This is a genomic window from Caballeronia sp. LZ043, from assembly GCF_031451075.1.
In the GTDB taxonomy this organism is placed as follows: Bacteria; Pseudomonadota; Gammaproteobacteria; order Burkholderiales; family Burkholderiaceae; genus Caballeronia.
Genome location: NZ_JARUXT010000001.1, coordinates 393,564 through 406,588, shown reverse-complemented (window position 1 = coordinate 406,588; position 13,025 = coordinate 393,564). Strand labels below are relative to the sequence as shown.

12 protein-coding genes are annotated in these 13,025 nt (G+C 65.9%); 10 read left to right on the top strand and 2 right to left on the bottom strand.

Annotation, left to right across the window (positions count from 1 at the left end):
* Positions 1–162: 162 nt before the first annotated feature.
* The 9 genes from QCE64_RS01915 (at position 163) to QCE64_RS01875 (ending at position 10,186) form a co-directional block, all read left to right on the top strand.
* Positions 163–1,068, top strand: a complete 906-nt coding sequence (locus tag QCE64_RS01915) for a transporter associated domain-containing protein (protein WP_309913867.1) — start codon at positions 163–165, stop codon at positions 1,066–1,068.
* A 99-nt stretch (positions 1,069–1,167) separates the two neighbouring features.
* Positions 1,168–2,841, top strand: a complete 1,674-nt coding sequence (gene lnt / locus QCE64_RS01910; protein ID WP_309913865.1) for an apolipoprotein N-acyltransferase — start codon at positions 1,168–1,170, stop codon at positions 2,839–2,841.
* 185 nt (positions 2,842–3,026) lie between these two features.
* Complete coding sequence (glyQ, locus tag QCE64_RS01905; protein WP_310002510.1) at positions 3,027–4,055, top strand: glycine--tRNA ligase subunit alpha; 1,029 nt, start codon at positions 3,027–3,029, stop codon at positions 4,053–4,055.
* Between the two features lie 17 nt (positions 4,056–4,072).
* Positions 4,073–6,172 (top strand): glycine--tRNA ligase subunit beta, encoded by a 2,100-nt coding sequence (glyS, locus tag QCE64_RS01900; protein ID WP_310002509.1) that lies wholly within the window; start codon positions 4,073–4,075, stop codon positions 6,170–6,172.
* Between the two features lie 20 nt (positions 6,173–6,192).
* Positions 6,193–6,750 carry a D-glycero-beta-D-manno-heptose 1,7-bisphosphate 7-phosphatase gene (gmhB, locus tag QCE64_RS01895; protein WP_309807277.1) on the top strand — a complete coding sequence of 186 codons (558 nt, stop codon included), beginning with the start codon at positions 6,193–6,195 and terminating at the stop codon, positions 6,748–6,750.
* 26 nt (positions 6,751–6,776) lie between these two features.
* Positions 6,777–7,550, top strand: a complete 774-nt coding sequence (locus QCE64_RS01890) for a lysophospholipid acyltransferase family protein (RefSeq protein WP_309807276.1) — start codon at positions 6,777–6,779, stop codon at positions 7,548–7,550.
* Between the two features lie 82 nt (positions 7,551–7,632).
* Entirely contained in the window at positions 7,633–8,550 is a 918-nt protein-coding gene (locus tag QCE64_RS01885; RefSeq protein ID WP_309913860.1) for a SprT family zinc-dependent metalloprotease, read from the top strand.
* A 133-nt stretch (positions 8,551–8,683) separates the two neighbouring features.
* Complete coding sequence (gene gloA, locus QCE64_RS01880; protein WP_309830565.1) at positions 8,684–9,070, top strand: lactoylglutathione lyase; 387 nt, start codon at positions 8,684–8,686, stop codon at positions 9,068–9,070.
* Between the two features lie 183 nt (positions 9,071–9,253).
* A complete protein-coding gene (locus QCE64_RS01875) occupies positions 9,254–10,186 on the top strand; it encodes a DMT family transporter (protein ID WP_310002508.1) in 933 nt (310 codons plus the stop codon).
* 12 nt (positions 10,187–10,198) lie between these two features.
* Here QCE64_RS01875 and QCE64_RS01870 read toward each other — a convergent pair whose 3' ends face one another.
* On the bottom strand, positions 10,199–11,212 hold the full coding sequence (locus tag QCE64_RS01870; RefSeq protein WP_309913854.1) for a DedA family protein/thiosulfate sulfurtransferase GlpE: 1,014 nt from the start codon (positions 11,210–11,212) through the stop codon (positions 10,199–10,201).
* A gap of 189 nt (positions 11,213–11,401) precedes the next feature.
* Between QCE64_RS01870 and QCE64_RS01865 the strand changes: the two genes are divergently transcribed.
* The gene (locus QCE64_RS01865) at positions 11,402–12,262 is read left to right on the top strand and encodes an MBL fold metallo-hydrolase (protein WP_310002507.1); all 861 of its coding nucleotides are present in this window, start codon (positions 11,402–11,404) and stop codon (positions 12,260–12,262) included.
* Positions 12,263–12,269: 7 nt separating this feature from the next.
* On the opposite strand, the gene QCE64_RS01860 is transcribed toward QCE64_RS01865, so the two are convergent.
* A complete protein-coding gene (locus QCE64_RS01860; protein ID WP_404987346.1) occupies positions 12,270–12,986 on the bottom strand; it encodes a FadR/GntR family transcriptional regulator in 717 nt (238 codons plus the stop codon).
* Between the last annotated feature and the right edge of the window lie 39 nt (positions 12,987–13,025).

Genomic DNA, 13,025 nt, shown 5'->3' with positions numbered 1-13,025 from the left:
CGCGTGCCATTCGGCCAGCGCCGGACACCGGACACACTCGTCGCATATTTTTCCGCTAGCATGGTTTCCATTGCACACGCCGCGCCGCCCGGCCGGCGTTTTACCTTGGTGTATGCTTAACTTTCCGCTAAATTGCGCCCGGGAACGCCTGGGCGCTTCACTATGAACGAACCCTATCCCAGTCGACGCCATTCCGACAAACCGCCGGAAAAGCGCTCGCTGCTCGAACGCCTGACCGATTTCATCTCGCACGAACCCGAGTCGCGCGACGAACTTCTCGAAGTGCTGCAGGACGCGCACGAGCGCAACCTGCTCGACGCCGATTCGCTCTCGATGATCGAGGGCGTCTTCCAGGTCTCCGATCTCTGCGCGCGCGACATCATGATTCCGCGTGCGCAGATGGACGCCATCAACATCGCGGACACGCCCGCCGAATTCATTCCCTTCGTGCTCGAAAAAGCGCACTCGCGCTATCCGGTCTACGAAGGCAATCGCGACAACGTCATCGGCGTGCTGCTCGCGAAAGACCTGCTGCGCTATTACGCCGAAGAGGAATTCGACGTGCGCGGCATGCTGCGCCCCGCCGTCTTCATCCCGGAATCGAAACGCCTCAACGTGCTGCTGCACGACTTCCGCGTGAACCGCAATCACATCGCGCTTGTCGTCGACGAGTACGGCGGCGTCGCGGGCCTCATCACCATCGAGGACGTGCTGGAGCAGATCGTCGGCGACATCGAGGACGAATACGACTTCGACGAGGAAGCCGGCAACATCATCGCCACGCCCGACGGCCGCCATCGCGTGCGCGCGCTCACCGGCATCGAGCAGTTCAACGAGGCCTTCGGCTCCGATTTCTCCGACGACGAAGTCGACACCATCGGCGGTCTCGTCACGCATCGTTTCGGACGCGTGCCGCATCGTGGCGAAAAGGTGCGCATCGACGATTTCGCCTTCGAGATCCTGCGCGGCGACGCGCGGCAGATTCACGTCCTGCTCGTGCGGCGCGTGCCGAATCTCACGCAGCAGCATCATCACGCGGGCGACGACGAAGACGAACTGCGCGACTGATCGCCGCGATCGCCGCGCGGGCGGCGGGGCATCGCAGTACGCCACGCCGCGCCTGTCCTCATCCGTGACCCCGCCTCCGTTTCATCTCGACCGTCATCAATGGCCGATTCATCGTCCCGCCTCCTGTTCCGCAAGCGCACCGCATCCGTGACCCCGGCAGCCGCCGAAGCGCCGCGCGCCCTGCCCTTCTGGCATTACCTCGCCGCCGCCGTGCTCGGCGCGGCGAACACGCTCTCGTTCGCGCCGACGCCGCACGGCGGCTGGCTCGAACTCGTCATCTTCGCGCTGTTCTTCGCGTGGCTCACGCGCACCCGCGGCTGGCGCAGCGCCGCCATGACCGGCTGGGCCTTCGGCTTCGGCAACTTCGTCACGGGCGTGTGGTGGCTCTATGTCAGCATGCACGTCTATGGCGGCATGGCCGCGCCGCTCGCCGCGGCGGCGGTCGCGCTGTTCTCGCTGTATCTCGCCGTGTATCCGGCGCTGTCGAGCGTGGTCTGGTCGCTGGTCGCGGGCCGCGCCCGCTTCGGCGATGAAGACGCCGCCACCGCGCGCGACATCGACGCCTCGCCCCGCCATGCGCCGACCTGGCACGGCGCGTTCGCCTTTGCGAGCGCCTGGGCGCTGGGCGAATGGCTGCGCGGCCTCGTGTTCACCGGCTTCCCGTGGCTCGCGAGCGGCTATGCGCAGGTCGATGGTCCGTTGAAGGGCTTCGGCTCGGTCGTCGGCGTGTATGGCGTCGGATGGGTGCTCGCGCTGTTCGCCGCGCTCGCCGTGCAGGCCATTCATCACTGGCGCCGCATGGGTCTGGGCGCGCGTGCGCTGATCCCGGCGGCCGTGGCCGTCGCGCTGCTGGCGGCGGGCATGCTGCTGTCGCTCGTGCAATGGACCACGCCCGCCAACGCGCCGCTCACCGTGCGCCTGCTGCAAGGCAACGTGAAGCAGGAAATGAAGTTCGAGCAGGCCGGCGTCGATGAATCGCTCGCGCTCTACAAGCGTCTCATCACCGAGAAGCCCGCCGATCTGATCGTCACGCCGGAAACCGCGCTGCCGGTGCTCTCGGTGCAGATCCCGCAGGACTTCGCCGTGGCCATCCGCAACTTCGCCGACACCACCAACTCGTCGATCCTGTTCGGCGCGATCGGCGTCACGATCCTGCCCGACGGCCGCGCGACCGACTACACCAACAGCCTGTTCGGCGTCACGCCGCGCGTGAACGGCGTCTATCGCTACGACAAGCATCACCTCGTGCCCTTCGGCGAATTCGTGCCCTACGGCTTCCACTGGTTCGTGCGCCTGATGGGCATCCCGCTCGGCGATCTCGCGCGCGGCCCGATCGCGCAGAAGGCGTTCATCGTGCACAACCAGCCGGTCGCCGTCGATATCTGCTACGAGGACATCTTCGGCGAGGAAATCGCGCGCACGATCCGCGAGCAGGAAACGCCCGCGGGCATTCTCGTCAACTCGACGAACCTCGCGTGGTTCGGCAACACCATCGCGCTCGACCAGCATTTGCAGATTGCCCGCATGCGCTCGATCGAAACCGGCCGGCCGATGCTGCGCGCCACCAACACCGGCATGACGGCGGCGATCGCGGCCAATGGCGATGTCGTGTCGAAGCTCCCGGTCTTCACCACCGGCGTGCTCGAAGCGACCGTGCAGGGCACCTCCGGCAGCACGCCCTACGTGACGAGCGGCAACATGACGGTGATCGCCGTCTCGCTGATCCTGCTCGCATTCGGCTTCGCGTTCGCGCCGAGCCGCAGGCGTCCTTAGCGCCCCCCCGAACGCGCCCGCCCGAAGGCCGCATCGCGCGGCCGGCACACTTGCTTCCCCGGGACACGGGCCGGCCAAAAAGCCGCACCCGTTCCCCGTTCGGATAAAATTCAATGTTTTAGCGCTTCGGCCGGTTCACTGAATCGCGTCTTCACGACGATGGCCGCGCCCCGCACAAGGCAATCATGCTCACTTTCCAGCAAATCATTCTGACGCTGCAGTCCTACTGGAACGAGAAGGGTTGCGCGCTGCTCCAGCCGATCGACATGGAAGTCGGCGCGGGCACCTCGCACGTCCACACGTTCCTGCGCGCGATCGGTCCCGAACCATGGCGCGCGGCCTATGTCCAGCCCTCGCGCCGCCCGAAGGACGGCCGCTATGGCGAGAACCCCAATCGCCTGCAGCACTACTACCAGTATCAGGTGGTGCTCAAGCCGGCGCCGGAAGACATCCTCGACCTGTACCTCGGCTCGCTCGAAGCGCTCGGCTTCGACCTGAAGCAGAACGACGTGCGCTTCGTCGAGGATGACTGGGAGAACCCGACGCTCGGCGCGTGGGGCCTCGGCTGGGAAGTGTGGCTGAACGGCATGGAAGTGACGCAGTTCACCTATTTCCAGCAGGCGGGCGGCATCGACTGCAAGCCGGTGCTGGGCGAGATCACCTATGGTCTCGAACGTCTCGCGATGTATCTGCAGAAGGTCGAGAACGTGTACGACCTGGTCTGGACCGAGTGGGAAGAAGACGGCCCGAGCGGCAAGGTGCTGCGCCGCCTGACTTACGGCGACGTGTATCACCAGAACGAAGTCGAACAGTCCACCTATAACTTCGAGCACGCGAACGTCGATCTGCTCTTCACCTTCTTCAAGAGCTACGAGGAAGAAGCGAAGAAGATGATCGCGGCGAAGCTTGCGCTGCCGGCGTATGAACTCGTGCTGAAGGCCGGCCACACCTTCAATCTGCTCGACGCGCGCGGCGCGATCTCCGTGACGGAACGCGCGGCGTACATTGGCCGGATTCGCGCGCTGTCGCGTCTCGTCGCCCAGGCTTACTACGAGTCGCGCGAGGCGCTCGGCTTCCCGATGCTCGGCAATCCGGTGAAGGGCGACCGCGACCTCGTCACCGACGAACAGGAAGCGCAGCGTCCCGCCTGGACGCCGCCGCTCAAGCCCGAAAGCACGCCGCCGGGCGAACGCAGCAACAACGAACAGGTTTGACGAGGCTCGACAGAACAATGACGCAATCCAATCACGCTTCCCTGCTCGTCGAATTGCTGACCGAGGAACTTCCGCCGAAAGCGCTCGCGCGTCTCGGTACTGCTTTCGCCGATGGCATCGTGGAGCGTCTCGCTGCGCGCGATCTGATCGACGGCACGCCTGAGTTCGAGAAATACGCGACGCCGCGCCGTCTCGCGGTGCTGATCCGCAACGTGCGCGATGTCGCGCCGGAAAAGCAGGTGCGCGAGAAAGTGCTGCCGGTGACGGTGGCGCTCGACAAGGAAGGCAATCCCACGCCGCCGCTCGCGAAGAAGCTCGCGGCGCTCGGCTTTCCCGACTTCCCGCTCGCCGATCTCGAACGCGCGCAGGACGGCAAGGCCGAAGCCTTTTTCCTGCGTTATGCCGCGCCGGGCGCGACCCTGAGCGAAGGCCTGCAGGCCGCGCTCGACGAAACCCTCGGCAAGCTGCCGATTCCGAAACTCATGACCTACCAGCGCCCGGACGGCACCAGCGTGCAGTTCGTGCGTCCGGTGCAGCGCCTGATCGCGCTGCACGGCCGCGAGGTGGTGGCGGTCAGCGCGCTCGGCATCGATGCCGGCGACACGACCCTCGGACATCGCTTCATGTCGGAAGGCCTGGTTGCCATCACGCACGCCGACGACTACGCCGAGACACTGCGCACGAAGAGCCGCGTGGTCGCGAACTTCGACGACCGCCGCGAATCCATCCGCACGCAGTTGCAGGCGTTCGCGGGTGAAGACCGCGTCGTGATGCCCGAAGCGCTGCTCGACGAAGTGAACGCGCTGGTCGAATGGCCGGTGGTCTACGAATGCCGCTTCGATGAGGAGTTCCTGCAGGTGCCGCAGGAATGCCTGATCCTCACGATGCAGACGAACCAGAAATACTTCGCGCTCACCGACCAGAACGGCCGCCTGCGCTCGCGCTTCCTGATCGTGTCGAACATCGATACGAAGACGCCGGGTGAGATCGTCGAAGGGAACGAGCGCGTCGTGCGTCCGCGTCTCGCCGACGCGAAGTTCTTCTTCACGCAGGACAAGAAGAAGCGTCTCGAAGACCGCGTGCCGCTGCTGGCGAACGTCGTCTATCACAACAAGCTCGGTTCCACCTTGCAACGCGTCGAGCGCCTCGAATCGCTGGCCGGCGAGATCGCGCCGATGGTCGGCGTCGATGCCGCACTGACGCGCCGTGCCGCGCGACTTGCGAAGGCCGACCTGCTGACCGACATGGTCGGCGAGTTCCCCGAACTGCAGGGCACGATGGGCACGTACTACGCGCGCCACGACGGCGAGCCGGAAGAAGTCGCGCTCGCGTGCTCCGAGCACTATCAGCCGCGCTTCTCCGGCGACGATACGCCGTCCACCGGCGTCGGCGCCGCGGTCGCGCTCGCGGACAAGCTGGAGACGATCGTCGGCATCTGGGGCATCGGCCTCGCGCCGACCGGCGAGAAGGATCCGTTCGCGTTGCGCCGTCACGCGCTGGGCGTGCTGCGCATCCTGCTCGAGAAGAAGCTGCCCGTCGACCTGCGCGAGCTCGTCGCCGCCGCGCAGCGCCAGTTCGCGAACGTGCCGCACGTCGCGGATTCGCAGGAAGCGGTGTACGCGTTCTTCCTCGACCGGCTGCGCGGCCTGCTGCGCGAACGCGGTTTCGAAGCCAACGACATCGAAGCGGTGCTGAGCCTGAACCCGACGCGTCTCGACGACATCGTCGCGCGCCTCGACGCCGTACGCGAGTTCGCCGCGCTGCCGGAAGCCGCAGCGCTTGCCGCGGCCAACAAACGCATCTCGAACATCCTGAAGAAGTCGGAACAGGGCGCGCCCGGCGCGGTGAACCCGGCGCTGCTGATCGAAGCGGCGGAAAAGAATCTGGACGCGCAAATCGAGCAGGTGACGCCGCGCGTTCAGAGCACGCTCGCCGCGCGCAACTACACCGAAGCGCTGACGGCGCTCGCCGCGCTGCGCGAAGCGGTGGACACCTTCTTCAACGACGTCATGGTGAACGCGGAAGATCCGGCCTTGCGCAACAACCGTCTGGCGTTGCTCCATGCGCTGCATCAGCAGATGAACTGCGTCGCGGACATCTCCAAGCTCGCGGCCTGAAGAGAGTAAAAGGACGCACCATGGGCGTGAACAAGAAACTGGTGGTGCTGGATCGCGACGGCGTCATCAACGTCGATTCCGACGCGTACATCAAGTCGCCGGACGAATGGGTCGCCATTCCCGGCAGTCTTGAAGCCATCGCGCGGCTGAACCAGGCGGGGTATCGCGTGGCCATCGCGTCCAATCAGTCGGGCATCGGACGTGGCCTGTTCGACATGGCCGCGCTCAACGCGATGCATCAGAAGATGAACCGCGCGGCCGCCGCCGTGGGTGGCCGGATCGATGCCGTGTTCTTCTGCCCGCATACCGCCGAAGATCAATGCGACTGCCGCAAGCCGAAGCCCGGCATGCTGCAGCAGATCATCGACCGGTTCGAGATCGATCCGGAAGACACGCCGCTCGTCGGCGACTCGCTGCGTGATCTCCAGGCCGGCGAGACACTCGGCTTTCCCGTGCATCTCGTGCTGACCGGCAAGGGCGAAAAAACCCTCAAGGAAGGCAACCTGCCGGAAGGCACCGTCGTTCACAAGGACCTGCGCGCGTTCGCGCTCGACCTGATTGCACGGCATCACGACTGACCCGCCGTTCGTATTGCAGAGACTCCATGCGCTTCATCCGTTCGTTGTTGCTGTTGATCTATTTCATCGTGTACACGGTGCCGTACGCGACCGCCTGCTTCATCGCGTTTCCGTTCATGCGCGCCGACCGCCGCTACTGGATGGCCGCCGGATGGTGCAAGTCGACCATCGTCGTGCTGCGTCATCTGATCGGGATCCGCTATACGATCGAAGGCATGGAGAATCTGCCGGCCGGTCCGGCCGTGCTGCTCTCGAAGCATCAGTCCGCGTGGGAGACGCTCGCGTTCCCCGCGCTGATGCCGCGTCCGCTCTGCTACGTCTTCAAGCGCGAACTGCTCTACGTGCCGTTCTTCGGCTGGGCGCTGGGCCTGTTGAAGATGGTGCATATCGACCGCAAGCAGGGCCGCGATGCGTTCACGTCCGTGACGCGCCAGGGCCGCGCGCGCATGGACGAAGGCGCGTGGGTCATCATGTTTCCCGAAGGCACGCGCATACGCACGGGCAGCCAGGGCAAGTACAAGACCGGCGGCGCGCGCTTCGCGGTCGCGACGGGCGCACCGGTCGTGCCGATCGCGCATAACGCCGGGCGGGTCTGGCCGCGCCATTCGTTCATCAAATATCCGGGTATAGTCACGGTGTCGATTGGCAAGCCGATCGACACCGCCGGTCTCACGCCCGAAGAAGTCAACGTGCGTGTCGAAAGCTGGATCGAAACTGAAATGCGCCGCATCGATCCGCACGCCTACACCGCGCCGTACGCACCGCCGGGTCGAGCCGGCGCCGCGGGCGCGGGCCGCTGAGCGGCCGGGCATCAAGTCGAGCCGCGGCGTGCCATATTCGTTCTTCTCGTCATTCCTGCGCCGCGAGCGCAAAGCCGAACCGATGCAGAAGCCCCCATCGCGGCAGCGTCCCGCCGTCGCGCTCGATACCCTGCAACTCGATCTGCCGTTCGAGCATGCGCCTGCCTATTCCGGCGCGCCGCCCGCAGGCGGTCCCGCGCCGCTGCGCGGCGACATTCCGCATGCCGAACCCGCGCCCGTCCTCACGCCCACCGCACCGCCCGCACCGCTGCCCGAAGGCGTGCGGCTGCGCCGCATCACGCTGAAGGCAGGCACGCTCGATTACCGGCTGAAGCGCTCGTCGCGCCGCACGATCGGCTTCTGCATCGACGGCACCGGTCTCGCCATCACGGCGCCGCGCTGGGTGACGATCGCCGATATCGAAACTGCGATCCTCGACAAGCAGACCTGGATCGTCAACAAGCTCACCGAATGGCAGACGCGGGTCGAGCAGCGCGCGTTGCCGCGTATCGAATGGAAGGACGGCGCGCAGTTTCCCTATCTCGGCAAGACCATTCGCGTGGCGCTCGGCGCGGCCGCGTCCTTGTCCTTCGATGACGCGACGAGCCTGCTCTCGCTGCCGCTGCCCGCGAACGCGGATGCGCAGCAGATCAAGGACCGCGTGCAGGGCTGGCTGCAATCGGAAGCGAAGCGCATCTTCGGGGAACGGCTCGTGGTGTATGCGGCGAAGCTCGGCGTCGAGTATCGCGCGTATGCGCTGTCCTCGGCGGCGACGCGCTGGGGCAGTTGTTCGAGCGACGGCAAGATCCGCCTCAACTGGCGGCTGATCCATTTTCCGCTGTCGATCATCGACTACGTGGTCGCGCACGAACTCGCGCATCTGCGCGAGATGAACCATAGCCCGCGTTTCTGGCAGACGGTCGAATCGATCTTCCCGGAGTTCCGCGAGGCGCGGCATACGCTCAAGCATCATCCGCCGGACCTGCTGCCGGCGCTCTGAGAGCTCCGGCACGGCCGCGGCGCCGACGGTACAATTTCATCCGCATCCCCGCCGCAGGCGCACCGGGCCCCGCCCGGACACAATCGCTACCATCGCGCCGCGCGGGCATCTCCCCCACAACAGGAACCCCATCATGCGACTCCTTCACACGATGCTGCGCGTCGGCGACCTGCAGCGTTCGATCGATTTCTACACGCGCATTCTCGGCATGCACGTGCTGCGTCAAAGCGAAAACACCGAGTACAAGTACACGCTCGCCTTCGTCGGCTACGGTCCCGAAAGCGAACACAGCGTGCTCGAACTGACCTACAACTGGGGCACCGAGAAGTACGACATGGGCACGGCGTATGGCCATATCGCGCTCGAAGTCGACAGCGCCGCCGATGCCTGCGAACGCATCCGTCAGGCAGGCGGCAAGGTCACGCGCGAAGCCGGTCCCGTGAAGGGCGGCACGACCGTGATTGCGTTCGTCGAAGATCCGGACGGCTACAAGGTCGAACTGATCGAAAAGCATTCCTGATGCAGGCATGACCCCACGCGCCGCACGTTCGCTGCGGCGCCCCTTCCGCGCCCAATCTCCACGGGCACGTCCCGGCCTTTCCGTTGTCTGGCCCGTTCGCTGGCACAATCGACGCTCCAAATCAGTGCATGACCGATGCGCGTTTCGCGCCGGCCGTATGCACCACCGTCAACGAACCCGCCGATGAGCACCCCTTCCTTCACCGCGCGTCGCCCGCTGGACGCCACCGCCGTCATCACGATGATCGCGCTGTGCGGCGCGTGGGGTTTCCAGCAAGTCGCGATCAAGGAAGCGAACGCGTCGATTCCACCGCTGTTGCAGGCCGGCATCCGTTCGCTGATCGGCACCCTGCTGTTGTGGATCTGGACCCGCACGCGCGGGGTGCCGCTGTTCACGCGAGATGACACCCTGACCGCCGGCCTGCTCGCCGGGCTGTTGTTCGGCGGCGAGTTCGTCTGCATCTTCTTCGGCCTGAGCCTCACCAATGCCACGCGCATGGCCGTGTTCCTGTACACCGCGCCGTGCTTCACCGCGCTCGGCCTGCACTGGTTCGTTGCGGGCGAAAAGCTTGCGCGCGCGCAGTGGAGCGGCATCGTCCTGGCGTTTTGCGGCATCGCGCTCGCGTTCGCGGACGGCTTCCTGCACGGTCATCCGCAGGGCGAGTCCGTCATGCAAGGCGTCGCGGGCGATGCGCTCGGCGTGCTCGGCGGCATCCTGTGGGCCGCGACGACCGTGCTGATTCGCGCGTCCTCGCTGTCGCATGCGAGCGCGAGCAAGACGCTGTTCTATCAGCTGGCGGTGTCGGCGGTGCTGTTGCTTGGGCTGGCGGTGAGCGCGGGACAGACGCAGGTGAATGAGGTGTCGCCGCTCGCCCTCGCGAGTCTCGCGTACCAGGCGGTGATCGTCTCGTTCATCAGCTATCTGACATGGTTCTGGCTGCTGACACGCTATCTGGCGTCGCGCTTGTCCGTGTTCTCTTTTCTCACGCCGATCTTCGGCGTCGGCTTCGCCGTGCTGCTGCTGGGCGAGCATGTCAGCGTGCGGTTCATGACCGCCGCCGCGATGGTGCTCGCCGGCATCGCGCTGGTGAACCGGCCGCCGCGGCGGCGTACCTGACGAAGCGCAGGTTCACTCCGGCGCGGTCGCGCGGATCGTCACCATGTCGTGATCGATATCGTCGCGATCGGCGGGCAGGTGCAGATGCTCGGCCGGGATCGGCTCGACCGGATAGCCGTGTTTCTCCCACGCGTCCAGCCCGCCCTTCAAGGGCCGCACATGCCGGAAGCCCTTGTCGCGCAACTGCCGGGCGATGATCTTCGCCGTCGCCTCGTTCGGACACACGCAGTACACCACCACCTCGTGCTCGGCATAGAGCTGACCGATGCGATCCGGTGAATCCAGGTCCAGCGCGACGGCCCCGGCGATCCGGTACGGTTCCTTGCGGCGCACTTCCGGCGGACGTGCGTCGTAGATCACGGGCGGCATCGCGGAGCGCATCATCTCGTCGAGCTGGCCGGGCGTGATGTGATACTTCTCGAGCCACTGACGGAACTGCACGCGCCGGATCCAGCGATACAGCAGAAAGCCGAGCGCGAGCATCGCCAGGATGTCGATGACCGTCGTGCCGTTGGCGCGCACCAGCACAATGAGCCGGCCAATCTGCTCCTGCAGCGCCGCGCCGCCGAGCATCCAGAAACTCGCCCACGCAGTCGCGCCGATCAGATCCCACAGCACGAACACCCGGATCTCGATCTGCGTGGTGCCGAGCAGCGGCGCGGACACGAGCCCGAGCCCCGGCACGAACTTCGACAGCGCGAGCAGCGGCACGCCGAAGCGCTCGAACCAGCGGCGCGCGGTGCGCAGCGTCGAGTCGATCGACAGGGAGAAGCGCACGAGCGAGTTGAGGAAGCGCCGGCCATACAGACGGCCGGCGGCGAACCACAGGGAATCGGCGATCAGCACCGCGAGCACCGCGGCCAGCAGCATTTGCCAGAACGACGCCGCGCCGGAGGCGACGAGCGTGCCAGCCAGGATGAGCATCGGCGCGGCGGGGACCGGCACGCCGAGTTGCGTCGCGAGGACGCTGACGAAGACGGCCCACGCGCCCCACGACGTTGCAAGCGAGGTCGGGACGTGCGGCATTTGGTTTCTCGAAGAAGCTTCTGCTTGCGCTAGGAGTGACGCGACACGTGACGCGATGAGCGGCGCCGGCGCAAAGGGTTACACTTTATCCCGATCCCGGCAAACCCGCCCAGTGGGTCTGTCCAGCATCGGCAGAACCGTATACATGCGGGCAATGAGACGGCAGGCAAGGGAACAGGGAGCATCATCGTGCAACCGATCATTCACCCCTTCCACGACGACGCCACAGGCACCTTGACCTATGTGGTGTTCGAGCGGCCCGGTTCCGCGGCGGCGATCATCGATTCCGTGCTCGACTACGATCCGAAGGCCGCCCGCACCTCGACGCGCTCGGCCGATGCCGTCATCGCATTCGTGCGCGCGCAGCGGCTTGCCGTCGAGTGGATTCTCGAAACCCATGCGCACGCGGATCATCTGTCGGCGGCGCCGTATCTGAAGCGGCGGCTCGGCGGAAAGATCGGCATCGGCGAGTCGATCCGGACCGTGCAGCACGTGTTCAGGAAGATCTTCGATCTCGAGCCGGCCTTCCGGCTCGACGGCTCCCAGTTCGACCATCTCTTCAGCGACGGCGAGCGCTTTGCCATCGGCGAGCTGGCCGCCGATGCGCTCTTCGTGCCTGGCCACACGCCCGCCGACATGGCGTACCGGATCGGCGATGCGGTGTTCGTCGGCGATACGCTTTTCATGCCGGACGCCGGCACGGCGCGCTGCGACTTTCCGGGCGGCGACGCGCGCACGCTGTATGGCTCGATCGGACGCCTGCTGGCGCTGCCGCCCGACACGCCGCTATTCGTCTGCCACGACTATCCGCCCGAATCACGCGCCGCCCATTGGCAGGCGACCGTGCGCGAGCAGCGCGAACGCAACATTCATGTGGGCGGCGGCAAGAGCGAGGCGGAGTTCATCGCCATGCGCGAGGCCCGCGACGCGACGCTCGGCATGCCGACGCTCTTCATTCCCGCGATTCAGGTCAACATTCGCGCTGGCCGATTCCCCGATCCTTCGGGCAACGGCACGACCTATCTCAAGCTTCCGCTCAACACCTTCTGAGCGCGCCTCAGGCCTCGATCCGCCCGCGCGTCATGCCGAGCAGATCCGCCATCGCGCGGCGGGCGGCGGCGGCATCGCGGGCGACGATGGCATCGAACACAGCGGTATGTTCCGCGAGCGACGCGTTGTACACGTCAGCCCGTTTCGCATTGAGCCGCAGCTGACCTTCGAGAGTCCGCTCGATCAGCGCACCCAGCGGAATCAGCAACTCGTTGCTGCATGCCGCCAGCACGCACAGGTGAAACTCGAGGTCGGCACGGACCCATTCGTCCACGTTCTGCGCGTCGGCCATGGCCTGGTGCGCCCGCGCGAGACACGCGAGGGTGTCGCTGTCGTGATTGTCGGCGGCGAGCGCGGCCGCGTACGGCTCGATCATCTCGCGCATTTCCTGCAGCTTGAGGGCGAACTGGAGCGGCGGCGCCACGCGCGAATACCAGTCGAGCATGTCCGTATCGAGCAGGTTCCAAGCATGTCTTGCGCGCACGCGCGTGCCGACCTTGGGCCGCGACTCGACCAGCCCTTTCGATGTCAGCGTGCGCAAGGCCTCGCGCAGCACGGTACGGCTGACGTCGAAGCGCTCCATCAATTCCGCCTCGCGCGGCAAGGCTGCCCCGGGCGCGATATCGCCGCGCAGAATCGCCAACCCCAGTTCATGGGCGACGCGGCCATGCAGATCTCGGTGAATGATGGCCTCCGATTGAGTTCTGGCAGGATTATCCGGTATTTGTCTGATGTGCCAACAGATTTGCACTGCCTCTGAATA

Bases quoted from the DNA above. Each gene is read 5' to 3' on its own strand.
- glyS (WP_310002509.1), top strand. From the start codon at position 4,073: ATGACGCAATCCAATCACGCTTCCCTGCTCGTCGAATTGCTGACCGAG.
- QCE64_RS01875 (WP_310002508.1), top strand. From the start codon at position 9,254: ATGAGCACCCCTTCCTTCACCGCGCGTCGCCCGCTGGACGCCACCGCC.
- QCE64_RS01870 (WP_309913854.1), bottom strand. From the start codon at position 11,212: ATGCCGCACGTCCCGACCTCGCTTGCAACGTCGTGGGGCGCGTGGGCC.
- QCE64_RS01890 (WP_309807276.1), top strand. From the start codon at position 6,777: ATGCGCTTCATCCGTTCGTTGTTGCTGTTGATCTATTTCATCGTGTAC.
- glyQ (WP_310002510.1), top strand. From the start codon at position 3,027: ATGCTCACTTTCCAGCAAATCATTCTGACGCTGCAGTCCTACTGGAAC.
- gloA (WP_309830565.1), top strand. From the start codon at position 8,684: ATGCGACTCCTTCACACGATGCTGCGCGTCGGCGACCTGCAGCGTTCG.
- QCE64_RS01915 (WP_309913867.1), top strand. From the start codon at position 163: ATGAACGAACCCTATCCCAGTCGACGCCATTCCGACAAACCGCCGGAA.
- QCE64_RS01885 (WP_309913860.1), top strand. From the start codon at position 7,633: ATGCAGAAGCCCCCATCGCGGCAGCGTCCCGCCGTCGCGCTCGATACC.
- gmhB (WP_309807277.1), top strand. From the start codon at position 6,193: ATGGGCGTGAACAAGAAACTGGTGGTGCTGGATCGCGACGGCGTCATC.
- lnt (WP_309913865.1), top strand. From the start codon at position 1,168: ATGGCCGATTCATCGTCCCGCCTCCTGTTCCGCAAGCGCACCGCATCC.